The sequence below is a fragment of the Cellvibrio sp. PSBB006 genome (genome assembly GCF_002162135.1).
GTDB lineage: Bacteria > Pseudomonadota > Gammaproteobacteria > Pseudomonadales > Cellvibrionaceae > Cellvibrio.
On sequence record NZ_CP021382.1, the window covers coordinates 4,355,586 to 4,380,532 of the forward strand.

The 24,947-nt window shown below is 50.5% G+C and carries 19 protein-coding genes and 1 other RNA gene; 8 read left to right on the forward strand and 12 right to left on the reverse strand.

The window, feature by feature from the left end:
* Window positions 1-8 precede the first annotated feature (8 nt).
* The 3 genes from rhuM to ssrA form a co-directional block, all read right to left on the reverse strand.
* A complete protein-coding gene (gene rhuM / locus CBR65_RS18130; RefSeq protein WP_087468155.1) occupies window positions 9-1,007 on the reverse strand; it encodes a virulence protein RhuM/Fic/DOC family protein in 999 nt (332 codons plus the stop codon).
* On the reverse strand, window positions 1,000-1,323 hold the full coding sequence (locus tag CBR65_RS22760; RefSeq protein ID WP_369825627.1) for a helix-turn-helix domain-containing protein: 324 nt from the start codon (window positions 1,321-1,323) through the stop codon (window positions 1,000-1,002). Before CBR65_RS22760 ends, rhuM begins: the two co-directional genes overlap by 8 nt.
* Before the next feature lie 135 nt (window positions 1,324-1,458).
* Window positions 1,459-1,847, reverse strand: a transfer-messenger RNA (tmRNA) gene (gene ssrA, locus CBR65_RS18140).
* 200 nt (window positions 1,848-2,047) lie between these two features.
* Here ssrA and CBR65_RS18145 point away from each other — a divergent pair.
* The 6 genes from CBR65_RS18145 to CBR65_RS18170 all read left to right on the forward strand — a co-directional run bounded on the left by CBR65_RS18145 (window position 2,048) and on the right by CBR65_RS18170 (window position 10,698).
* Window positions 2,048-4,585 carry a TonB-dependent siderophore receptor gene (locus CBR65_RS18145; RefSeq protein ID WP_087468157.1) on the forward strand — a complete coding sequence of 846 codons (2,538 nt, stop codon included), beginning with the start codon at window positions 2,048-2,050 and terminating at the stop codon, window positions 4,583-4,585.
* A gap of 18 nt (window positions 4,586-4,603) precedes the next feature.
* Window positions 4,604-5,119, forward strand: a complete 516-nt coding sequence (locus CBR65_RS18150) for an RNA polymerase sigma factor (RefSeq protein WP_087468158.1) — start codon at window positions 4,604-4,606, stop codon at window positions 5,117-5,119.
* Window positions 5,116-6,105 carry a FecR family protein gene (locus CBR65_RS18155; protein ID WP_087468159.1) on the forward strand — a complete coding sequence of 330 codons (990 nt, stop codon included), beginning with the start codon at window positions 5,116-5,118 and terminating at the stop codon, window positions 6,103-6,105. Before CBR65_RS18150 ends, CBR65_RS18155 begins: the two co-directional genes overlap by 4 nt.
* Window positions 6,106-6,403: 298 nt before the next feature.
* Window positions 6,404-7,750 carry a putative glycoside hydrolase gene (locus tag CBR65_RS18160; RefSeq protein WP_087468160.1) on the forward strand — a complete coding sequence of 449 codons (1,347 nt, stop codon included), beginning with the start codon at window positions 6,404-6,406 and terminating at the stop codon, window positions 7,748-7,750.
* 109 nt (window positions 7,751-7,859) lie between these two features.
* Window positions 7,860-8,528 carry a hypothetical protein gene (locus CBR65_RS18165; RefSeq protein WP_087468161.1) on the forward strand — a complete coding sequence of 223 codons (669 nt, stop codon included), beginning with the start codon at window positions 7,860-7,862 and terminating at the stop codon, window positions 8,526-8,528.
* 202 nt (window positions 8,529-8,730) lie between these two features.
* Window positions 8,731-10,698, forward strand: coding sequence for a BACON domain-containing protein (locus CBR65_RS18170; protein WP_087468162.1), 1,968 nt, complete (start codon window positions 8,731-8,733; stop codon window positions 10,696-10,698).
* A 61-nt stretch (window positions 10,699-10,759) separates the two neighbouring features.
* On the opposite strand, the gene CBR65_RS18175 is transcribed toward CBR65_RS18170, so the two are convergent.
* Both CBR65_RS18175 and CBR65_RS18180 read right to left on the reverse strand, forming a co-directional pair.
* A complete protein-coding gene (locus CBR65_RS18175) occupies window positions 10,760-11,701 on the reverse strand; it encodes a homocysteine S-methyltransferase family protein (RefSeq protein WP_087468163.1) in 942 nt (313 codons plus the stop codon).
* 27 nt (window positions 11,702-11,728) lie between these two features.
* A complete protein-coding gene (locus tag CBR65_RS18180) occupies window positions 11,729-12,511 on the reverse strand; it encodes a sterol desaturase family protein (RefSeq protein WP_087468164.1) in 783 nt (260 codons plus the stop codon).
* A 166-nt stretch (window positions 12,512-12,677) separates the two neighbouring features.
* Here CBR65_RS18180 and CBR65_RS18185 point away from each other — a divergent pair, with 166 nt between their 5' ends.
* Together CBR65_RS18185 and CBR65_RS18190 are read left to right on the forward strand one after the other, a co-directional pair.
* Window positions 12,678-13,721 (forward strand): GlxA family transcriptional regulator, encoded by a 1,044-nt coding sequence (locus tag CBR65_RS18185; protein WP_087468165.1) that lies wholly within the window; start codon window positions 12,678-12,680, stop codon window positions 13,719-13,721.
* 109 nt (window positions 13,722-13,830) lie between these two features.
* Complete coding sequence (locus CBR65_RS18190) at window positions 13,831-14,358, forward strand: GAF domain-containing protein (RefSeq protein ID WP_157672144.1); 528 nt, start codon at window positions 13,831-13,833, stop codon at window positions 14,356-14,358.
* A gap of 8 nt (window positions 14,359-14,366) precedes the next feature.
* On the opposite strand, the gene urtE is transcribed toward CBR65_RS18190, so the two are convergent.
* The 7 genes from urtE to uca form a co-directional block, all read right to left on the reverse strand.
* Window positions 14,367-15,062 carry an urea ABC transporter ATP-binding subunit UrtE gene (gene urtE, locus CBR65_RS18195; RefSeq protein ID WP_087468167.1) on the reverse strand — a complete coding sequence of 232 codons (696 nt, stop codon included), beginning with the start codon at window positions 15,060-15,062 and terminating at the stop codon, window positions 14,367-14,369.
* Window positions 15,063-15,137: 75 nt separating this feature from the next.
* Window positions 15,138-15,950, reverse strand: coding sequence for an urea ABC transporter ATP-binding protein UrtD (gene urtD / locus CBR65_RS18200; RefSeq protein ID WP_087468168.1), 813 nt, complete (start codon window positions 15,948-15,950; stop codon window positions 15,138-15,140).
* Window positions 15,950-17,110, reverse strand: a complete 1,161-nt coding sequence (gene urtC / locus CBR65_RS18205; RefSeq protein ID WP_087468169.1) for an urea ABC transporter permease subunit UrtC — start codon at window positions 17,108-17,110, stop codon at window positions 15,950-15,952. Before urtC ends, urtD begins: the two co-directional genes overlap by 1 nt.
* A gap of 58 nt (window positions 17,111-17,168) precedes the next feature.
* The gene (gene urtB, locus CBR65_RS18210; protein WP_198300795.1) at window positions 17,169-18,815 is read right to left on the reverse strand and encodes an urea ABC transporter permease subunit UrtB; all 1,647 of its coding nucleotides are present in this window, start codon (window positions 18,813-18,815) and stop codon (window positions 17,169-17,171) included.
* Between the two features lie 185 nt (window positions 18,816-19,000).
* Window positions 19,001-20,296 (reverse strand): urea ABC transporter substrate-binding protein, encoded by a 1,296-nt coding sequence (urtA, locus tag CBR65_RS18215; RefSeq protein ID WP_087468170.1) that lies wholly within the window; start codon window positions 20,294-20,296, stop codon window positions 19,001-19,003.
* Window positions 20,297-20,477: 181 nt separating this feature from the next.
* On the reverse strand, window positions 20,478-21,185 hold the full coding sequence (locus tag CBR65_RS18220) for a GntR family transcriptional regulator (RefSeq protein WP_087468171.1): 708 nt from the start codon (window positions 21,183-21,185) through the stop codon (window positions 20,478-20,480).
* Window positions 21,186-21,300: 115 nt separating this feature from the next.
* Complete coding sequence (uca, locus tag CBR65_RS18225) at window positions 21,301-24,918, reverse strand: urea carboxylase (protein WP_087468172.1); 3,618 nt, start codon at window positions 24,916-24,918, stop codon at window positions 21,301-21,303.
* Window positions 24,919-24,947 lie beyond the last annotated feature (29 nt).

Sequence of the window (24,947 nt, forward strand, 5' to 3'; positions counted from 1 at the left end):
TGCGCACCTTAATCAACTAACATCACAAAGTGCTCTACCAATCTAATCATTAATTCTTTCTGCTCGGGTTTGCTCTCCGCTACCAATAAAGCCAACGCAACTAACGTATTGTCATTAATGAGTTGCTCTACAGACTTTGCTAATAGGTGTTGATTGATTCGTAGGTACCACAGAAACAAAAACGACCCTGTGCGTTTGTTACCGTCTGCAAGTGGGTGGTTCTTTATAACGAAGTAAAGCAGGTGTGCCGCGCGGCTTGCGATATTGGGATAAAACAAGTCATCGCCGAAACCTTGTTCTATCGTCGCGATGGCGGATGCCAAGCCTTCGCCACGCAATTGACCAAATAACTCAGTGGCTTCGCCCTTATTCATTAGTTCGCGTTTTAGTTGTCCGATAGCTTCAAGTGCATCATTCAAGCTGAGTGCACGCATGGCATCTTGCTTATTGGTGACGTCTTTCAGACTTTGCTCGTCGTAGCCTTGCAATAAGCTCCAGCTGCGGGCGTAGTCGTGGATCACATTAATAATGGCATGCCCTTGTTCATTGATTAGCGCTTGGTTCGTAAGAGTTTGCGAGAGCAGAGTAAGTGCTTGCTCAAACTCTATGCCGCGTTCCTTAAGCCGGCGTTGGTTTAGCGTGTAGCCTTCTACCAAGTGTTGTTTGAGCGTGTTAGTGGCCCAGATACGAAATTGGGTGGCGCGATTGGAGTTGACCCGGTAGCCAACGGAGATGATGGCATCGAGGTTGTAATGCTTTCTTGTTCTTTTAACCTCTCGTCCACCCTCAGATTGAACTTGTAAATAATCCTTACAAGTTGACTCTTCCTTAAGTTCCTGCTCTGCATAGATTTTCTTCAAATGCATAGTGATATTTTGCGGAGAAACCACAAACAGTTCTGCAATCTGAGCCTGTGTTAGCCAGAGGGTATCGGCATCTTGGGTGACTTCCAGTCTCACTTGGCCATCCTCAGATGTGTATAGCTGAATTTGTTGCTGATTATTCATGCGTTAGCGCTCCTTGCTCCTTTTGTGATGCGATGAATTGCTCCAACTGCCTCCTGGCCAGCTTGGACGGTTGGGTCTTTTGGTTTTCCCAGCGGTTTACCGTGGCGAAGCTTACGCCTAGCTCCTTTGCCAGATCTTCCTGTGATAGGTGGAGTTGCGTTCGCAGGGCTTTGACGGTGGAGGCGAAGTCGTTGGAAGTGGGTGACATTTCCGTGCCTTGGGTATGAGTTATTAGCTGGGGAAGTTGGTGGTGCAATATAACATCTGTTATGGAAATGGGGGAATGTGGAGGTGGGGGGATTGTACCCAGCGCCATCCATGGCGCTGCCCCTGCGGGCGCTACGCGATACAAAATGCTCCAGGCATTTTGTGAACCCCGACTTTGCAAGTGCAAACCGCTGCTTTGCGGCCAATAAAAAACCCGGTGCCTTTTGGGCACCGGGTTTGTTATTGGTGGAGCCGGGGGGATTTGAACCCCCGTCCGCCAGCACTCTATCCGCAGCTCTACATGTTTAGAACCGCCTATTGATTTAGCGTAATACAGCCCAGCGGGCGGGACGTAAAACGCGATCCTGATAAGTTTTAGCTGATCCACCCCAGGCAGGCTTCACTGCGATCCAGTTCTGTATGACGGGCTTTAACGCGGTACTGGCACCTTGTTAGAGACCGTTAGCGGCGAACCGCTAAGTGGTGCTTTCAAAAGCTGCTTACGCAGCTAATTGGGCACCGTAGTTGTCATCATTGGCAACTGTAAGTTTGCAGCTTTGGATTAACGTGATTGGCTACCCTCACGACATGCACCTTGGACTTTGTTACCAGCGTCGAATCCTAATCGGCCCCATTCGTCATGAACCTGCTTTAAGACAAGTCTTGTTGGCGTTGGTTCGCGACGACGTGGGCGGCATTGTAGGGCGCTGGGGCGGGGAATGCCAGTGACTTTTTACGGTTTTTCCGTCTGTCGGCTGCTGTTGGCCGGGGGTCGCAATTTGGTCGGCTCGCTTGCATAATGGCCTCAAAATCCACTTTTAAATATTTCTATAATGATAAAGACAGTGAAGTTCCTGGGGTTCGGCGTGGTTCTTGGGGGATTGATGGCGGCAGCGGTGAACGCTGATGTCGGCTTATCTCCACAACAAATCAGTTATTTTGACTTGCCCGGTCAGGCGTTGCAGAGCAGCCTGGTAGAGTTTGCGATACAGGCCAGGGTGACGGTGGTTGCGGATAGCCGCCTGATTGCGAGTTATCGTTCCGGTCCGGTGGTGGGTCCGCAGCCAGTCGGCAAGGCACTGTCGGGGCTGCTCGTCAATACGCCGCTGGCGTTTCGCTTCGACGCGGACACGGCCACCTTTATTATTCAGCAGAAACCTTCTTTGCCCGATGCCGATCCAGCGGAACCGGTTCCTGTTGCCAAACCTGCCATGCCGATTCTTGATGAGGTGGTGGTGACCTCGGCGAGCTATCCCTTTCGCTATCACACCGTTACCAATACGCATTTGCACGGCGGCATGTCCTATTTCGATTCGTCCCGTTTTCTCAATGTTGTTCCCCGTGCTTTGGTGGAAGACCAACAGGCCAAGGACATTGGTGATGCGCTTAAATTTGTCAGCGGCGTTACGCCGGGCGATGGCGTGACCGATTCTAACGACGACGTTTTCATTCGCGGTTTCCAGCGGCACGCTATTTATATCGATGGCTTTCGCTTGAGCGATAGCACGGGCGTTAAACAGTTACCGGCGAATGTTGAGCGCATCGACATTATTAAAGGGCCGTCTACCTTGCTCTATGGTCAAGCGGAGCCGGGTGGGGTGGTCAATGTTGTGCGGAAACGGCCGCAAGATGAGACGTTTATTTCCGCCGAGGTGGGTGGCGGTTCATCAGGGCGACGCTTTGCGAGCCTGGATATGAACGACCAATTGCCGGGGCCGGGTGATGTTGATGTGCGTTTGATCTTGGCGGACGACGCGCAGGACGAACAGGCAGATATTACTGATGTGCACCGACAACTGATTGCCGGGTCGCTGAGCTGGGAGTTTACGCCTGACACGATTATCGATATGGGTTACGAATATCAGCGGGCGTCGCAGCAGTGGGATCGGAATTTTCTTATCTTCAATGCTTACGAGGATATTTTTCCCGGGGCGTCTCTGGGCGCAAGCGCCAAACAGGCGCGGCCGGATTTCACCACCGACTACACGTTGTTTGATGCAGCTATTACCCATTATTTTTCGCCGGATTGGCGATTGCGCGCGAAGTACGTGTGGCATGACGAAGAGCGCTTGGGTATTCGCACCACCTCGGAAAATCTGCTGACCAACGGCATGTTTTTCAAGCGCGAAGAATTAGGTAATGATTTTGCTGTATTTGTGTTGGGTGGCCAGGTAGCGATACCGCTGGTGATTTATCCGCAGTCGCCGGAATGGCTTTTCCGGCTTGGCAAACTCCGTAGCATTTATGATGAACAAGCGTTTGAAACGGAAAATAATGTCAGCCTGAATCTTGAGGGTTCCTTTACTACCGGTGGCTTGACGCATCACCTGACACTCGGTGCCGATTGGCATCAGCAGGATCTTTATAAGCAATATACGATTGAAGCGCGCGATTTGTTTCCCAATCTGGTGTTACCTGAATCCGAGTTTGTTGCGATTCTTCCGCAGTTAGCGGAGGTGATGTTCGATCCGAATCAGCCGCTGGGTGAACTGGAATATAAAGAGCTGCGTTTGCTGTACGACGATGTTGGCTTTTACTTGCATGACAGCATTGAGTTAAGCGAGCAGTGGACGGCCAACATCGGTACCCGCTATAACATCATCACCGGCGATTACACGGACATCACCGAATGGGCATTCACCGAACTGGAAACTTACGAGCATTTTTCCTCGCAGTTTGGATTGGTGTATAAGCCGGTTGACAATCATTCCATCTACCTGAATTACAGCGAAGCCATGCGCGCGAACTACCATCTGGATGAGGTTGGCCCGCAGTTGGCTGATCCGGAGCTTTCCGATCAGGTGGAAGTGGGTGTGAAATCCTTGCTGTTTAATGGACGACTCTTGTCGACCATTGGCATCTATGAAATCAATAAACGCAATATCATCGACGTTCAAGTGATAGAAGGCTTCCGCACCTTACTGCAAAGCCATGAGCAACAGGTGCGCGGTATCGATATGGATATCACCTGGCAGGTATCGAACCAGTTTGACCTGGTAGGCGCGTTCTCTTTAAGTGATCCCCAAATTATGTCTGGTCAAAACCAGGGCAATCAGCCGGCGTTGGCGGCGGAGCAAACGGCAAGTATGTTTGCCAGCTATCGATGGCAAAATGGGTTGTCACTAAATGGCGGTTATAAATATGTCAGCCAGCGTTATGCCGAAGACGCCAACGCATTTTGGTTGGGTGAGTATTCCACGTTGGATCTGGGCGTGTCTTACACCTTCACTGCGTTAGGCAGCGATGCAAAAGTGCAGTTGTCGGTTAACAATGCGTTGGACGAGCGTTATTACACTGCCATTCTGGGCGGATTGCGCATGAACGAATCCGAAGGTCGAACGATTCTCGGTTCGTTGCGCGTGGATATTTAACAGGGTCGTTATCGAACAATGAAAGCATCGCACTTTTTAGCCACACTCTTTGCAAAGCATCAGCTGGATTTGCAGCGCTTGATTGCCAGCAAATTTGGCAAGATGCATCATGAGGCCGAAGACATCGTGCAGGATGCTTTTCACAATATCCTGCGTGCGGACAATGTCGAGCAACTGGAAAACCCCAAAGCCTACCTCTATCAAACTGCCAGTAACCTGGCGTTAAACCGTATCCGCAAGCATCAGCGCCATCACCAATACCTCAATGACCTTGGCGCAACCGAGGCGGAAGAATTGGATGAGCTATCGCCCGAGCGTTCTGTGCTGGCGCGTCACGATTTGCAGCGGCTTGAACAGGCATTGGTAAAGCTCCCGGAAAAATATCGGCAAACATTTCTTTTAAGCCGTATGCACGACAAGTCCTACCGCGAAATCAGTGAACAGCTCAACATCGCTGAAAGCACGGTGGAGAAACATATCATCAAGGCGCTGAAGTATTTGCGGGATCAGTTGGATGAGGAGGTGAAATCATGAGTCGAAAAAATGCCGGATTGACTCGCGCAGAAAACGAAGCCATTGCCTGGTTAGCCAAATTAAATGCGCCTGATCTTTCACCCGCCGATGAAGCCCGCTTTTTTGAATGGTTAAACGCGTCGCCATTGCATCAGGCGGCTTATATTAAAGCCGAAGAACTCTGGCAGCGGGGCGATGCATTACGGCGCGTTTCTGCTGCGCCACCCCGCACTTTCCTGAAAGTACCCATGCAACAGTGGCAAGGCTGGGCCGTTGCCTGTGCGTGTTTGTTGGTAGTGGGCTTGGTGTTATTGCCCCAGTTCAACCACAAGGATTCACACCAGGGTTACCAAACCGCTATTGGCGAGCAGCGCGAGATCCAGTTGGAAGATGGCAGCAGGATTACACTGAATACTGACACCAAACTGGATATGACGTTTACAGATAACGCACGCATCGCACAGCTCCAGCAAGGTGAAGTCTTTTTTGATATTGCACCCGATCCACAGCGGCCGTTTGATGTTGTGACTGACTCGGGGCAGGTGCGGGTATTGGGTACGCGCTTTGCTGTACGTCGGCTGGATGCCGATGCCGTGGTTACTGTGGTTGAAGGTCGCGTTGCGCTGGGTGGCAAACCGGCTGACCAAAATGAATTTGTTCCAAGGTTGACGCTAAACGCGAATGAGCGCGCAAGTTTGGACGCGGCGCAAGCCGGCAAAGGTGCTGAGGTGCTGGATGCCCAAGCTGCGTTATCCTGGCGCAACCGACAATTGATTTATCGCGATCAACCCTTGGCCGATGTTGTTGCCGACCTGGGCCGTTATTTTCCTGAGCCTATTCGTCTGGATGATCCGGCTCTGGGCGAGCGGCGCATTACCGCCGTCATTCAGCTCTCCGACCTCACCAGCACTCTCCGGGCAGTGGGTCAATCGCTCAACCTGCGCGTTGAACCTGCTCAAGCGGGTTCCGGTGTGGTTCTCCTGCAGGACACTTCCGCAGACCCATAATAAAAAATATAAAAATTTCTTAAAAAAAGTGGAGGGGGTCTGCCGCTACTGTGTCTTCTAGGTGGCAGAGGTACTGTTGTGGGTTAGAAGGACCGATAGGAATAGGTTGTGCCATGGATGAACCCCTTGCACGCCAGGGAGAGTTGCCACCCGTTTTAAAACATCAGGGCGACGGAGTTCGCCCAAAGACATCCCAGGGAAATTCTCGTTAAGCAATCGTAAAACCGGTGCCCAGTTAAGCACCCATCATGTGATGGGGCTTGTGTAGTTCAGTTGAATTTCATTTCCGGAGAAATAAATGAAACATTATAAATATCTTTGTTTGATCGGCATGGCTTTGGCAATAACCGCCTGCGGCGGTGGTAATGGGGGCAAGGTTAATAATCCGAGTTCTTCTGTTAGTAATTCTTCGTCATCGTTGAGCAACTCTTCTGAGTCAGTTTCATCTTCATCCTTAAGTATCTCATCCTCCTTATCTAGTTCATCTTCAAGCGAGTCATCGACTGCCAGTGAACCCTATGCGAGTTGTGCGGAAGCTGAAGGTGGTGTGTTTATTAATGATGTCTGCTCGCCTTGGCGAGATGTGTCTGCTTATGAGCAAAGGCAAGATCCGTTTGAGTGGGAAGAGGTCACGGATGGCGAAGGCAACGCTGTTACCTACGCCATCATTGATACCGATGATCCGGAGCATAATCAGGTGCTGAATATTCAATTCGCAGAACAAACCACTTATGCAGGCAACGTTCGTATGCTTTCACCGGAAAATAGCGGTTACGACATGAGCGAGTTTGCCGGTGGAACATTTATTTTTGACCTGAAGGTAGTCAATGCAGGAGATCAGAGTCCTGATGTTGAGTTCTATCTTGATTGCGTCTACCCCTGTGCAACGTCACCAAAATTAATTAAATCTTATGTCATCAATGAATGGCAGACTATCGAGGTTCTAGTGCAGGATCTGGTTGAGCGTGGCCTGGATCTAACTAAAGTCACCACCGGCTTCATGATCGCTCCTACCTGGGGAAAGTCATCGGGTGCGCATTATCAGGTTGATAATATCCGTTGGGAAAAAGGTGATATGGAAATTACCGAATCGATTTGTTTTGCCAATCATTTTGACTTGCAATGGATCAGTGGTGTTCAAGGGCCGGGAATCACCATCCAAGACGTGGATTTTCTCGTTCCTGATTCCCAGCGATTTGGGGCTACCATCGGTGTTCATCCAGTGGAACTCAAGCCTGATTGGAGCTTGATGCAAGGCGTGTGGGCCTTTTCAATGTCAGAAGGCATGGATTACACAACCGGTGATCTTATCGAGCCGTCAACCTTGTCTGAATGCTCTTCCGCCGGCACTCTGTCTTTAGAGATTTTTGTTCCCAAAAGTTATGTTGATGACGGAAGCCTGTCGTTTACATTCCATGTGCTGGATGAAAGTCTTCAACGCTATGAACTCTCAGACACCGTTTTCTCCATGGCGGATATGACGCCCGATGATTGGAATAAAGTGTCCATACCTTTATCCGCTGAAACTCAGCACGATAATCTGAAATATGTAGGACTAACGTTTGATTCCACGCTTATTGATTGGTCAATTGAAGACGCTTTGAAGATCGACAATATCATCATCAAGCAACCGCTACCCCAATAGCACAAGACGTCAACCTCAGCGCAGGTGGATAACACTTGCGCTGAAGCGAGCAAAACCACGCTTTATCTTCCACTTATAACTTCACCACCTTCTCTACAAGGAGAACGCTATGCTATTCAAAAAATTTGGCTTCCTGACGTTTTTATTGAATGCCGTTTTGGTTACAGGCTGCGTTAGCGTCAAACATACACCCCTAACAACGGCGGGCTCTGAAGCTCTGCAAAATGCGAGTGTTACAACAACGCATTATCCCACGCCCGATTTTACCGCAATGACTGCTGGCAAGGCTTCCTTTGCGCTGGTTGGTGCCGCAGCGATGATTTCTGCCGGTAATAAGATCGTTAAGGAAAATAATATTCCCGACCCGGCTGTGACAATTGGCGAAGGGCTTCTGAAACGAATGGTGGAATCACGGCATGTTGCTGTGGTTCCCGCAAAGCAAAACCTGGTACAAAAAGACGATGTAAAAACCCTTGTTGCCAACAACAAGCACGCTGATTATCTACTGGACATTAAAACCATTAACTGGATGTTCAGCTATTACCCGACGGACTGGACCCACTACCGCATCATCTATAACGCTCGTCTGCGCCTTATCGATACCAAGGCTGGAAAAGTGATAGCTGAAACCATGTGCCAAACCGTGCAGGGTGACGATAAAAACCCACCCACCCATGATCAACTGCTGGATAACAACGCCAGTCTCTTAAAAGACTATTTAACCAAAGGTGCCAATCAATGCGTCGATGTACTGGCTAAAGATGTATTGCGCCTCTGATTTCCTTGGCGGGAGTAAGCCGCAAAACTGGGCGCGGCTTGCTTCTGCTTTTTTTATTATTGCCTGACCATACGTGCAATCAAATTTAAAATGGTTATAAGACGAACGGTCGCGGACAAGCCAGGCTCTCGCTTGCATATAAATCAGGGATGTCGTTAAGATGGCGCAATTTTCTTTGTCGAGATTTTAGGAGCACATAATAATGATGTCAGGACGTTTACTCAGTGTGATGTTGATTGTCTTACTTACCGCCTGCGGTGGCGGAGGTGGAGGTGGAAATTCTGGCGGTGGTGGTGGCCAATCCGGGAAGTATTCCATATCCCTTAGCAAATCCTCCGTGGAACTTTCGGCCGCCTATGAGCAATGGGAATATGCCACCCAGGATATTGATGTCACTTATAAAGGAGATGGCGTGATTGTCGGTACTTTACCGGGGGCGATTCTGCCACCCTGGTTAAGCATTTCCGATGGGGTTCCTACCGGGTCAGGAAAAGCAAGGTTTTCATTGAGCGCCAATGCTTACGGATTGGCGCTTGGCACTCACAGGACTACGCTCCGCTTTCTCACAGGCTCTGAAGATGGTGAGAATATTGTTTACAAAGATCTCTCTGTTGCACTGACCGTTCAGGATAAAATTTCGGTTGATCGTGAAGAAATTTATCTTAATCAATTAATCCCGGCGGAAAATTTTGCAGACACGTCGATTGAGGTCAGCAGTATAGGTCAACAACTGGGATGGAGTATTGAATCCAATGTTGACTGGTTGAGTTTTTCTCCTGCATCAGGAACGGGTAGCAGCATAGTCAATGTTGCCGTGGATTCGAACGCTTTACCTGCTGGAACCTATACCGCAGAAATCACGGTTGTTGCAGATAACCAAACAGAAGCCAGTGTTTCTGTAACCTTGAATATTGAAGCTCGGCATGTTTATGCACAGCGTCAAGCTGTTGCCCTTGCTGCCACCGCGAATACAAGCCGCCTGACCGGTAGCATAACGATGGTTGATCCTGCCAGGTTTTCTGCTCCCGATTGGCAGGTAGAGCCTTCCGACGATTGGTTATCTATCGATAGCATTGACGGGAATATTATTAGTATTTCTGCGGACCCGAGTGAACTTGAGGATGGAATTCATTTTGCCGAGGTCAATATTTCTTCAACAATTGAAGGAATCGTATCGACTGAAAAAATCAATGTGGGTTTATTCAAAAGCAGCGACGCATCGGCTGAAGGTAAACTTTTACAGATTAATGACAGGAATGATTATTACGGCGCTGGGGTTGTGACTGCTGTTGATCCGCTGCGCCCGTACCTTTATATCCTTGACGAAACAGGCACCATCCGTCGTGTCAATGTGCATACAGGCGCGGTTGATTCTCCTTTTCCTGTTGTGGAAGGCTATTCCTTTTCCGGCATGACAGTGAGCTCCAACGGCGAAACCCTTTATGCGCACACGACTGAAGGGCAAATATACATGCTTGACCTGTTTGAAAACACCTGGACTTATTTCTCTTATCCGGCGAACTTTGGTAATCCTTCGCGCATTACTGAGATCCACCCTAATGGCAAGCCGCTGCTTGTTATCCAGGATGGGTATTCAATTGTTGATCCAGAAACGGCTCAGGTATTGGCAGAAAAAAATGATTTTCAACCGCTGTTTTATTACGGTGCTTTAGAGGCTAGCGGTGATCAGCTTACCCTCTTTGGCGCAGATTTGGGCTTGTCCGGCTCAGCATTACATCGATGGTCGCTCAGTTACAGCCACAATAAAAATGAACTGGTAGTCTGGCGTACACACAGTTCGGAATATGGCATATCTTACGGAAATGATTTCGCCGTGAATGCAGCGGGGGATCTCATTTATGCCACCGGATCGTCGTATGATCTCTTTGAGTTTGATACTTTGTTTGGTATCACGCGATTATCTGATGGGCCAGGTACTACTGATCGCAGTAACGTCGAGATTGCTGATAACAATATTCTTTACGGTGGAACCAACGCTTATGATCTGGAGGGAGAGTTATTGCAAAGTTACTCCATAGACTCCATGTCGTTGCTCATGAGTGGTAGAGGTTTAAAGATCTCTGGCGATGGAACACGAGTATTGATGATTGCGACTGGTTATCAATATGGCGACGAAACCAGCTTGTGGTCATTTCCAGCAGTTGAGTAATTCATCGCCGATGGTTGTCACGATATTAATCAGCGGGCATCATGCCCGCTGATTTTTTTCGTTACCCCACCACCGCCTCACACATCGCCTTCACATGCCGATGATCTGTTCCGCAGCAGCCGCCAATAATCGATAGCTTGCGCAGCTGTCTGGTCATGGCTTTATAACTCTGTCCCAATTCCTGCGGGTTGCCATCATCCAGCTCTGTGCATGCGTCGAGCTCCGCGTGACTTTTGCGCGAGGCATTGGCGCGCAGGCCGCGGATGCGATCAAGCCAGGGGCCTTCGTCGTTGAGAATATTTTCGAAGTGCGTGGGATGAGCGCAATTGATTTGATAATAAACAGGATAGCCGCCTGTCTCTCGATCTACAGTGTCGATGGCTTCGCGCAACGGCTGCCCTGATGGCAAGGCGCCATCGGTTTCAACCGTAAACGAAATTGCAACAGGCATACCGTGAATCTTGGCGGCCAGTGTAATGCCGATGGCTTCTTCAACGTAGTTCAAGGTATAGGCCGTAACAATATCCGCATCGCTTTTGGCAAAGGTACGCATTTGTGCGTTGTGATAATTAGCCGCTTCGCTGATCGTCATGCGCTTGTCCGCGACATAACCATCGCCGCGTGGGCCGATTACACCACCAATGACAATCGGTTGAATATCGGCTTGCCATTCATCGCGCAATGTTTTCAGCAGGTGAATTGCCTGACGGTTAATTTCTTCAAGCTCAGTGTTGTTGTAACCCAGGTGCGCGCCCCAATCCGCGTTAGCTCGCCAGGTAGCGGTTTCAATAATCAAGCCGGTATTATGTTGACGCGCAATGTCGGCATAGCGTGCGTAGTAATTTTTCAGCGAGGTTATTCCGCTCTCGTTATTCAATAATGTAAACGAGGCAAAGGCGGGCAATTCGATACCTTCGTGAAAAATAAATGTGGTTTCCATTCCGCCGTCGCATACCAATAAGGTGTTATTGAACTGCGGTAAGTTGTGTCGGTAACGTGCCATGATTTTTTCCTTAATGGGCTGCACAGATTATTCAGTGATTAATTGGTTGGCCGTGGGTTCTTTGGGCTTGGTGACATCCCGCCCAAGTAACAGGTCGCCGAGCCTCAGTGATGCGCCGTCATAAAAGCCGTTTTCGGCAATAAATTCCTTCGGGTTCACAAAGGTGTTGAACAGCAAATCAAACATCGGCAGGTCGGAATAATTGTGCGAGTGAATGCCGCGCCCGTGGTGATACGAATGGCTTTCCGGGCGTTGCACAATGTAACCAAGCCAACGCGGTGTGCGCAGGTTGCTGTGTTGGAAAACCGAGAGAAACATCGTGATATAAAGCACCATAACAGTCGCTTCCGGTGTAATACCGATAATCACGGTCAGGCACAAACTGTTCAGAACAGTCCAGCCCAACATGTCCAACGGGCTGAACCAGAGCGCACCGTAAGTATCGAGTCGCTCGGCGCTGTGGTGCATCTGATGAAAATATTTCCATAAAAAATTATGCTGGTGCATGGCCCGGTGCCAGGCGTAAACGCCCGCTTCATAAACCAGCAGTCCCACCAATGCGCCCGCCCATGTGCCCAGCCAGGTCAAGTCGAACACTTGCCATTGGACAATGGTTTCGCCCCACACCAGGGGCAAATAAGAAGAGATAAAAAAGAACACCATAAACGCGCTCAAACCGCGCACACGCCACCAGGGACTGTGTGGTAATCGGCGTGCTGGAAAAAGCGCTTCCACCACGATTAAAAGGGCGTAAAGTATGAAAACCGTGATCGATATCGGATCACGTAAAAGGTCGAGGGGAGTAGGCATTTTTATGCTCCATCTTGATCAGGTTATCCCTGGCTCCGAAGAGCCAAAGCCGACAATAACGCTACCGCATACATATCAGTTGGTCGGCGCTATTGATGTTAGTAATCTACTGCCAAACCCGTAACGACAATAAAGCCGTTTACGCAACAAACCGGACATTTCTGCCATGAACGAACCCGTCAGACAGATTCGCATTGCTATCCTCGCCTTTCCTGATGCGACGGTATCAACGATTTACGGCATGTATGATTTGTTTATGAGTGTGGGCCGCGATTGGGGTTTTCTGACATCGGGAGCGCCGGGGGAATCGTTGATCCAGCCAGTCATCGTCGGCGCGCGCGATGGGAGTTTTATCACCGCTAACGGCATTGCGCTCGATCCGCAATGCCATGCCGACGATTTCCCGCAACCGGATGTTGTGTGCGTGCCCGATGCCTTTGTGCCGCCCGGCGCGGAGTTGGCCGGCCGGTTTGAACCGGAACTGCATTATCTGCGCACCCTGTATAACCAGGGCAGCATTATTGCGACGGCCTGTTCGGGCGCTTTATTGTTGGCAGAGGCGGGACTGTTGGACGGTTACGAAGCCACAACCCATTGGGGTTATTGCGATTATGTACGCGAACGCTATCCCGCCATTCATTTATATCCGGAGCGCGCGTTGGTGGCGTCCGGGCGGGAACAACGTTTGATCATGGCGGGTGGTGGTACCAGTTGGCTTGATCTTGCGTTATTGCTGACAGCGCGATTATGTGGGGTTGAAGAAGCCATGCGGGTAGCGCGTATTCATTTGATTGACTGGCACAGCGTGGGGCAACAACCCTTCGCCAATCTTGCGCGTTCATGCCAGGCGGGTGACGCCGTCATTGCCGATTGCCAGGTGTGGATCGCGCAAAATTATCAACAGCCGGGGCCTGTCGCTCGCATGGCACAACGCAGCGGTTTGGCGGAGCGTTCTTTTAAGCGACGTTTCCAGCAGGCTACCGGCATGGCACCTTTGGAGTATGTTCACACCTTGCGTTTGGAAGAGGCAAAGCAAATGTTGGAAGCCAGCGATTTGCCTGTTGAAGCGGTGGCCAATGAAGTGGGTTATGAAGATGCGGGTTTTTTCAGCCGTTTATTTCGTCGGCAAGTCGGCATCACACCCTCGGCCTACCGCAAACGTTTTGGTGGTATGCGACAAGCGCTGGCAGAAGGTCGAGGTGTGAGATAAGTCGCTGGCTAAAGCGGAAAACTGACGCATACTTACATAACAGATGGTGACCCATCGTGCGGATATAACAAAATTTACAGCTTCTCACTGAAGAATGTCAGGAGCAGTTATGCTCGAACAAAAATCGCTGTTATTACTGATTAAAAGCTATAAAGATCGTCACATTGATGATCGTGCCTTCTATCAATCGCTTACTGAAATATTGACTGACGAAATCGGTTGTAGTCGTGCCAGTTTATGGTTGTTTTCCGATTTGTTATTGAATGAGATTGAAGCGGTTGATCTCTATGATCGTGATAAAAACACCCACACGGCGGGTGTCCGGTTATACGAAGAAACTTTCCAGCCGTACTTTGCCGCTATGCGGCAAGCGGGTTGTATAGATGCACCCAACGCGCGGGAGCATCCTGCTACGCAGTGTTTCAATGAGCGTTACTTTCTGCCTAACGACATTTATTCATTGCTCGATATCGGCATCGTCTTTAACGGCCAATTGGTGGGTGTGTTTTGCTGTGAGCAAGTGGGTGAGGTTATGGTCTGGGATGCAGAGCAAAAAGCCTACCTTGAACAGGCCGGTAAGCTCATTGCCTTTGCATTAAAACCGCTATTGGTGCATAAATTTTCAGAGTTATTTTAAATACACCGCTACACACTTAAATACTGCTGCACCAATCCTTCATTTAAGTCGGCGATTGGTCCGGTTGCCACCACGCTGCCTTTTTCCATAATAAAAAAATCATCGGCGACGCGGCGCGCGAAGGGCAATTTCTGTTCAACCAATAGCACTGTCAAATTCAACTCACGATTCAGGCGGCGGATAACATCACCGATATCGCGCACGATATTCGGTTGAATGCCTTCGGTGGGTTCGTCGAGGATCAATAATTTTGGATCAAGAACCAATGCGCGCCCAATCGCCAACTGCTGTTGCTGGCCGCCGGACAGATCGCCGCCGCGCCGGTATTTCATTTCCTTGAGTACGGGAAATAATTCGTAAATGTGTGTGGGAATAAAGCGCGCTTTATCTTTGCGGGCGCCGAGGGAAATCTTCAGGTTTTCTTCCACGGTTAAGAGCGGAAAAATTTCCCGCCCTTGAGGCACATAGCCGATACCGGCACGGGCGCGCGCTTCGGTGGAGAGTTTGCTGATGTCCTGGTCGTTGAATTGCAGTTGGCCATCGCGCACGGGTAATAAACCGGTGATGCATTTCAATAGAGTGGTTTTACCTACGCCGTTGCGTCCGATCAGGCAGCCGCAGGTGCCTTGCTTCAGGTTGAGCGACAAATCCCACAGGATGTGGCTTTGGCCGTAGTATTGATTAATGTGTTGGATGTGCAGCACGGCGTTCTCCACTTGCTTGATATTTTTTTCAAATACTTGTCGGATTACGAGGCTGCGCCTCTAATTCGACCTACCTTACTCCCCTAAATACACTTCAATCACTTTGGGGTCATTTTGCACCTGGTCCATGGTGCCCTCAGTCAACACCGAACCCTGGTGCAACACGGTTACCTTGCGCGCAATGGAACGCACAAATTTCATATCGTGTTCCACCACAATCACCGAATGGTCACCGGCGAGCGACACTAGCAATTCGGCGGTTTTTTCCGTTTCCTCCCCGGTCATACCGGCCACAGGTTCATCTACCAATAACACGCGCGGGTTTTGCATCAACAACATACCGATTTCGAGCCACTGTTTTTGACCGTGGGATAAGGCACCGGCATTGTGATGGCGAAGATCCGCCAGACCAATTTGTACCAACACTTCATCAATGCGATAGCGCTGATTGCTGTTAAGCGATTGGGTTAATGTCCACCACACACGTTTATCTGCAGCGGTGGCGAGTTCGAGATTTTCATAAACCGTCAGCGCTTCAAAGATGGTTGGTTTTTGAAATTTTCGCCCAATACCGCCGCGCGCAATCTGGTGTTCGGATAGTTCGAGTAAATTGATTTGCTGGCCAAAATAAACGCTGCCGCTGTCCGGCTTGGTTTTACCGGTAATCACATCCATCATCGTGGTTTTGCCGGCGCCGTTCGGGCCGATGATGCAACGCAGCTCGCCTTCATCAACATACAGATTGAGATTGTTCAGCGCGCGAAAGCCATCGAAGCTGACGGTAATACCTTCCACATATAAAATCGGACCGTGGGTAGTATCCAGCGGTGCGCCGAAGTTGGGGTCGCTTTGTCCGAGGGTGCGGCGCGCCTGGTTAAAAATATTCATCAGTGCGTCTCCTCCGCCGGTTTGAGTGTCGGTGGGTTGGGTGTGTCTTCAGGTGTGTCATTAGGCGGTGTCTTGTCGGTGCGTTTAAATCGTGCAACCAAACCGACCAAACCTTTGGGCAACACCAGCGTGACCAACACAAACAAGGAACCCAACACAAATAGCCAGGCTTCCGGTGACCAGGAGGTAAAAATGGTTTTGCCATAATTGACAGCAAAGGCACCGACAATCGCGCCGAACAAGGTGCCGCGCCCGCCAGTCGCTACCCATACCACCAACTCAATAGAATTCAATGGCGAAAACTCACCGGGATTGATGATGCCGACTTGCGGAACATAAAGTGCACCGGCAATACCGGCCAGCATCGACGAAAATACAAATAACCAGAGCTTGTAAGATTCCACCTTGTAACCACAAAAACGTGTGCGGCTTTCGGCATCGCGAATCGATACGATAATGCGCCCCATGCGCGAGGTCACAATGTAACGGCAGGCAAGGTAAGCGAGGATCAACATCAACGCAGACATCACAAATAAGCTCACCCGTGTACCGCTGGCGGTGATGGAAAAACCGAGGATATCTTTAAAGTCAGTCAAGCCGTTGTTTCCGCCAAAACCCATCTCGTTGCGAAAAAAGGCGAGCATCAACGCATAAGTGAGTGCTTGCGTAATAATCGCAAAATATACACCGGTCACGCGGGAGCGAAATGCGAGCCAACCGAATACCAAAGCAAGTAACCCTGGAACGACCAGTACCATCAGCATGGCGAACCAGAACATATCGAAGCCTTGCCAATACCAGGGCAGCCCATCCCAATTTAAAAACACCATAAAGTCCGGCAGTTCCGGGTTGCCATATTGGCCCCGGTCACCAATTTGCCGCATCAAATACATGCCCATGGCATAGCCGCCCAAGGCAAAGAACGCACCGTGGCCCAGCGACAGGATACCGGCGTAACCCCAGATCAAATCTACTGACAAGGCCAGTAGCGCGTAACAGAGAAATTTACCGAGCAGGGTGACGGTGTAAGTGGATACATGGAATACCGAGTCTTGCGGCACCGCCAGGTTCAGGATCGGCACAATCGTGGCGGTCAGCGCAATCAGCCCCAACACAATCATGCCGCCGCGATCGCTGAGTAATAAACGTTGAGTCAACATAAATCCGTTCTCAATTTTGATAAGCGTTTTGTCGGTTCGGTATTGTCAACAGAAGCAGTTAATCTGCCGCTGCGCGACCTTTTTGCGGGAACAGCCCCTTGGGTTTTTTCTGAATAAACAGAATGAGTAATACCAGCACCAACACTTTGGCTAACACCGCACCGGCGTAAGGCTCCAAAAATTTATTGATAATGCCGAGCCCCATAGCGCCGACCAGCGTGCCCCACAAATTTCCCACGCCGCCGAACACCACCACCATAAAGGAGTCGATGATATAAGCCTGACCCAGGTTGGGACCGACGTTGGTCAGTTGCGATAAGGCAACGCCAGCGATGCCCGCAATGCCGGAGCCCAGACCGAAGGTCAAGGCATCGACCCAATTGGCGCGTACACCCACCGCGCGTGCCATAGAGCGATTCTGCGAAACCGCGCGGACTTTTAAACCAAGGGAGGTTTTTTTGAGGATCATCATCAACACAAAAAACACCACGAGGCCGAAGATCAAAATATAAAACCGGTTATAGGTGATCGATAACACCGGATTGATTTCCATCGAGCCACTCATCCAGTCCGGCAGGCTCACGGCGCGATTCAACGGCGAGAAAATGCTACGGGCGGCTTGTTGCAAGATCAAACTGATACCAAAGGTCGCGAGCAGGGTTTCCAGTGGACGGCCATATAAAAAGCGAATGACACCGCGCTCAATGGCAATGCCCACCAGGCCAGCTACCACAAACGCAGCCGGAACGGCGATTAATAAACTGTAGGTAATTTGGTTGGGAAAAATTTGTTGCACGACCCAGGTCGTGTAAGCGCCGATCATCATCAGCTCGCCATGGGCCATATTGATAACGCCCATCACGCCGAAGGTGATAGCCAGGCCAATCGCTGATAACAACAACACCGAACCCAGGCTTAAACCAAAGAAAACATTCTCGCCGAAACGGTAGACCGCAATGCGATCTTCAATGGCGTTAAGCGCTTGCTGCGCTTTGTTGCGTACGTCTTTGTTGTCGTCATTAGCGGCGAGCGCGGTGAGTTTGGTACGCACTTCAGGTTCCAGGGAACCACTGAATAGCGCAATGGCATCCAGCCGTGCGGCGGGATCTTCGCTTTCAACATTAAACAGCGCAATGGCGATAGTGATAGCATCACGCACCTTGGTATTGGGTTCGGTGGATTGGCGGGTTTTCAATAACTCAATACTCTCGTCATCAACACCATCGCTCATCAATTGTTTAACCGCATTGAGTCGCCTATCAGGCTGCGCGTGGTTGATATTTATCGCGGCCAGCAAGGTGCGTAATTGACCGCGCATGCGATTGTTGATGGGAATACGTTTTAGTTTTTCAGCTGTGTCAGCGGCGAGTGCCTCGCCTGACAGTGCATCGATAAATTTATCCTTGCCGGTATCAATGGCGACTGTGGGTGGGTTGTCCCTGTCTGCATATAAATTGCCTTGTTGCAGTGCTTCAATGATGGACGGCACACGCTCATCATTCACCGTTGCCAGCGCTTTGATGGCTTGGCCACGTTTGGATAAGCTTCCTTTGGACAACGCCTGCACCAGGGTTTCAAATTCAGTCGTCGCGGCGGGTGTCGATTCGCCGGGTTCAGCGTCAGTCTGCGCCATGGCACTGTGAGCCAGGCTTGTCAGCAGGCATAGACCAAGCAAACTTTTCAACAGCCACTGTAGGTTAGGCATAACGCGTCTCTCTGTAAAAAATTTTGGCTTTGAATAATTCTGGCTTCAGGCCTTTATTAACGGCCGGATTTTTTATGCGTTTTTTGCAGAGCAAATCCTGGTGCGATTTACCCTGCAAAAGAATGATCGGGTTGGGTGTTATCCCTGCAACGGCAATAACACCCATGACCCATGATGACGCGAACTTATTGCACTGCAGCACCCAAACATTTTTTGGTTTTGGTGTTGTAGTTACCGCACTTCAATTTAACCCAGTCAGAGGTTAAGTCTTTGCTGCCGTCGAGGTAGTCAGACCAGGCATCGCCGGGAACCAGACCTTCGGTTTCCCAGACAGTGAGGAACTGACCGTCTTCCTGGATTTCTCCGATCAGCACCGGCTTGGTGATGTGGTGGTTGGGCAACATCTTGCTGGTACCGCCGGTCAGGTTGGGCACTTCAACGCCGACAATCGCGTCGATCACTTTGTCGGTGTCGGTAGACTTGGCTTTCTCAACCGCTTTCACCCACATATTGAAACCGATGTAATGTGCTTCCATCGGATCGTTGGTCACGCGTTTCGGATTTTTAATGAAGCTTTTCCATTGCTTGATGAACACATCGTTCGCGTCATTTTCCACGCTCATGAAGTAGTTCCAGGCAGCGAGGTGGCCAACCAGTGGTTTGGTATCGATACCGGATAGCTCTTCTTCACCGACCGAGAAAGCGACCACAGGAATATCTTCGGCGGAAATTTTCTGGTTACCCAGTTCGCGGTAGAAAGGTACGTTAGCGTCGCCGTTGATGGTGGATACCACAGCGGTTTTCTTGCCGGCTGAACCGAAGCGCTTGATGTCGGCAACAATGTTCTGCCAATCGGAGTGACCGAAAGGCGTGTAGTTGATCATGATGTCTTCATCTTTCACGCCTTTGGATTTCAAATAGGCTTCCAGAATTTTGTTGGTGGTACGTGGGTAAACATAATCGGTACCGGCCAATACCCAACGTTTGACTTCAATGTCATTCATCAAATAATCAACGGCAGGAATGGCTTGCTGGTTTGGTGCAGCGCCGGTGTAGAACACGTTACGCGAGGACTCTTCACCCTCATATTGCACCGGGTAGAACAAAATGCCGTTCAGTTCTTCTACCACGGGTAATACCGATTTGCGTGATACGGATGTCCAGCAACCGAAGATCGCGTCGACTTTTTCTTTCTCCAGTAACTCGCGGGTTTTCTCAGCGAACAACGGCCAGTTGGATGCGGGGTCAACGACTACGGCTTCCAGCTTTTTGCCGAGCAAACCGCCTTTTTTGTTCTGCTCTTCAATCAGCATCAGCATGGTGTCTTTCAGTGTGGTTTCTGAAATCGCCATGGTGCCAGACAAGGAATGCAATACACCGACTTTGATGGTGTCCGCTGCTTGCGCTGTCAGCGCGGTTACCGCCATGCCGCAGGCAATACCTAGTGCCCCGACGTGCTTCACTATTTTTTTCAGTTTCATGGGTCAAACTCCGTTGTGTCTGTTGTGGGTTAAAAACAACCATAAGCGTCTGGGAACGCAGGGTGACTCCTTGTTGGTGCTTGTGTCTTTGTTAGATCAGCGTTGAAATTTCCTCGTGAACTTTCACACCACTGACGTTTTTATTGACGACTGCTTGTTAACGGACAAATTTAATAATTTATTACACATCAGGCGTCTGCTGTTGCGCCTCATAAAGCATATGCAAGGTAATTCTCCTGACTTCCGCCTTGCTCGCTTCAATATGGGTCTTCAACAACAACTGCACATCTTCACTGCGCCGCTCAATGATCGTGCGTAAAATTTTGGCGTGTTCTTCGTAAGTCGCTTCAATGCGAAAACGTTTGGTGAAATCAATGCGTCGTACAATGCGCAACCGCTCGGTCAAGTCGTGATGGATTCTTGCCATCTCCAGATTGCCGGTGGCTTCTACCAACTGTTCATGAAAACGTTCATCCAATGCACACACGGAAGGACCATCTTCCAACCGATCCTCCGGCGCCACTAACCAGATGCGCTTTAAATCTTCCAGATTCGGTGCTGGTTCCATCTCACATAAACGCTTGACTGCTGCCATCTCCAACACAATGCGCACGTCGTACAGCTGCTCGAACTGGCGAAAATCAAACGGCTTTACTTGCCAGCCGCTGCGAAACGACACTTCAACAAAGCCTTCGCGTTGCAAACGCGTCAAGGCTTCCCGTACGGGGGTACGGCTGGCCGTCATACGCTCAGCCATCTCGTTCTCGCTGAAACGATCACCCGGCAACAGGCGAAAGTTAAAAATATCCTGTTTAATTTGCTGATAAATTCGCTCCGTCAAATTTTGCCGTGGTTCGCTGGGTGTTTTGTCGTTCTTGATCAATTTCATATCTCTATCGACGTCGCGAAATATTTGCGTAGGTCGGATTAGCGCAGCGTAATCCGACATGGATTTCTATTCGGAGCTGGTTGTCGGATTACGCTACGCTAATCCGACCTACGGGTCATTCTTCTAAAACTAGCAACAAATCGCCGGCGTTTACTTGCTTGCCTGGCTCGCAATGAATCGCGCTGACTTTTGCATTGCGGTCGGCGTAGATGGAAAACTCCATCTTCATGGCTTCCACAATCAGCAAGGGCTGATCCGGTTCAACCAACTGACCCGGTTCGACCAATAACTTCCAGATGTTGCCGCTGATGTCGGCGGTAATCGCGTGGCCGTCGACTTCAATAGGGCCGCTGCTGATTTTGACTTGCAGGGCCGCATCCACTTGCTCAGCTTCATCTGCTTGCCATAGGGCGACTTCTTTGGTGAAGGCTTCCTGTTGTTTGGCTTTAAAGGTGGCGATGCTCTCTGCGTTTTCTTCCAGAAACTCTTCGTGCTCGGCGAGACTGAAATCTTCTTCCTCAATGCGAATAGCAAGACGCCCCTCACGGAAAGCTTCGCGTTGTGCCGTGAGCTCTTCTTCACTCACTTCGTAGTAACGCACGCGGTCAAAGAATTTCAGCAACCAGGGTTCACCATTTTCAAATACCGGGTTCTTCAAAAATTTATTCCAGATCGGCAGCGTGCGGCCCACCAATTGATAACCGCCGGGGGAGTCCATGCCGTAGATGCACATATAAACACCACCGATGCCGACCGTGCCTTCGGCGGTATAGGTTCGGGCAGGGTTGTATTTTGAAGTCAATAAACGGTGACGCGGATCGACCGGCACGGCGCAGGGCGCACCGAGATACACATCACCCAGGCCCAACACCATGTAGCTGGTTTCGAATAAAATCTGACGCACTTGCTCCACACTATCCAGGCCGTTGATGCGCCGCATAAATTCGGTGTTACTCGGCAACCAGGGGGCTTTATCGCGCACGGATTGGCGGTAACGCGCAACCGCATCCAGCGTGGCAGAATCTTCAAAGGCCATGGGCAAATACACGACGCGGCTCGGCACGCTCATGGTGTCGACATCGGGCAAGGTGGCTTCAATGTTTAATAGCGCCGCGACCAGGTCGCGTTGGTGAATAATGCGGCTGTCGTAATTAATTTGCAGCGAGCGCACGCCCGGCGACAATTCAATCACGCCGTTAATGGGTGAAGCTTTCAAGGCTTCCATCAAGGCGTGCACGCGAAAGCGCAAACGCAAATCGAGAATGTTGGGACCATATTCCAGCAGAATATATTTATCGCCCGCTTGACGATAAGCCACTCCGGGTCGACTGCCTTCTTCCGGTAACGCCGCGAGGATACAGTGAGATAAATCGTGTTCGGGTTCGGTAATCGGTGTGTGTTGAATCTCCGGTTGTATTGCCAGCGCATCAATGGCGCGGTCAGTCGCCAGCTCCAGCATTAACGCCGTATCAAAACTTAAGCGTTTAAAGCGAATTTTATCGCCGGGTTTTACTTGGCCAACTTTCCACAGTTCCGCTTTCACAATTGTCACAGGACAAACAAAACCGCCGAGGCTGGGGCCGTCTTTGGTCAAAATCACTGGCATGTCGCCGGTAAAATTAATTGAGCCTACCGCGTATTCGGTATCGTGAATGTTGGAGGGGTGCAAACCAGCTTCGCCGCCGTCGCTGCGTGTCCAGGTGGGTTTCGGGCCATTCAAACGAATGCCTAACCGGTTGGAGTTGTAGTGCACTTCCCACGCGGTGCTGAAAAACATGTCTATCGCATCGTCAGTGAAAAAATCCGGCGCCCCGTGAGGGCCGTACAGCACACCGATTTCCCATTCATTCGGATATTCCGGAATTAAACCGGCTGGCGCTGCGCCAGGCTTATACACCGGAGCCGGTGTTGTGCAGGCTGCAATGTTCGGGTTGCTGATGGATAACATATCAGTCGCGCGCAATGTACGACCCGCGTGGCCACCGAATTGCCCCAGCGCAAAGGTTGAACGGCTGCCGAGATAAACCGGCACATCAAAACCGTTGCGCACGGCGAGATACGCGCGGCAACCGGTTTCGGCTTTACCGACTTCCAGCACCTGGCCGGCTTTTACCGCAATGGGTGACCAGAATTGAATTAGTTCACCATCAAGTTTTGCCGGGGATTTTGCGCCGGTCAGGGCGATCACCGTGTCGGTGTGGAAGCGCAACTTGGGGCCAATGATGGTGAATTCCAAACCGGCGGCGCTTTGATGGTTGCCGACGATGCGGTTGGCCAAACGAAAAGCGTAATCATCCATGGGGCCTGACGGCGGTACACCGATGCTCCAGTAACCGCTGCGGCCGGGATAATCCTGCACACTGGTGTAGGTGCCGGGTTGCAGCACTTCAACCACGGGTGCGCGATAAACAAAACTGGCAAGTTTATTGGTGGCTACATCGCCTTTGCCGAAAAAGTCCGAGCCGACAATTTGACGCAAGTAATCCAGGTTGGTGGCGATGCCGCACACGCGGGTTTCATTCAAAGCTGCAATCATTTTTTGAATGGCATCGGCGCGGTCACTGCCGTACACAATAATCTTGGCGATCATCGGATCGTAATAGGGCGACACTTCAGTACCGGTGGCAACCCAGGTATCAATGCGCGCGTTTTCGGAAAAATGCACGTCGGTTAGCACACCGGGTGACGGTTGGAAATCACGCACCGGATCTTCCGCATAAAAGCGCACTTCGATAGCCGCACCTTTTGGCGTAATCTCAATATCAAGGTTCGGTGCCTCATCGGCAGCGGTGAGGATCATCCACTCCACCAGATCAACGCCGGTGCAGGCTTCGGTGATCGGGTGCTCAACCTGCAAACGGGTATTTACTTCAAGAAAATAAAACGCATCGCGTGCGGCATCGTAGATATATTCCACCGTGCCGGCAGAACGATAGTTGACGGCTTCGCCTAAACTCTTCGAGGCTGCCAATAATTTTTCGCGCGTGGCGGTGGGCAGATTGGGAGCGGGTGTTTCTTCTACTACTTTCTGGTTGCGCCGTTGTAACGAGCAGTCGCGTTCGCCTAATGCCAACACATTGCCTTTGCCATCACCAAAGATTTGCACTTCCACGTGACGGGCGTTATCGACAAAGCGTTCAAGGAACACACCGCTGTCGCTGAAGAAATTTTGCCCGAGGCGTTTCACCGTTTCATAGGCTTCGATTAACGTGGCTTCATCATTACAGCGTGTTAAACCGATACCACCACCGCCAGCGGTGCTCTTCAACATAACGGGGTAACCCAACGTGGCGGCAGCGCTGACGGCTTCGTCAACTGAACCTAATAAACCGGTGCCGGGTGTTAATGGCACGCCGGCTTTCTCGGCGATTTCACGGGAAGTATGTTTTAAACCGAATTCGCGAATCTGTTGCGGTGTGGGCCCACAAAAGGCGATGCCGGCTGCTTCGCATTGTTCACAGAATTTTGCGTTTTCCGATAAAAAGCCGTAGCCGGGAATGATTGCCTGCGCACCGGTTTCTTTCGCGGCGGCGAGGATGCGATCTACTTGCAGGTAACTTTCGGCAGCGGTGTTCCCGCCGAGACACACGGCCATATCGCAAGCAGACACATGCGCGCTATTGCGATCCGCATCGGAATACACCGCGACCGATTTTACGCCCATTTTTTTCAGCGTTTTGGCGATACGCACGGCGATCTCGCCGCGGTTTGCAATCAGGACTGTATGAAACATCTTGGTTCTCCGATGCGTGTTTAGTTGTG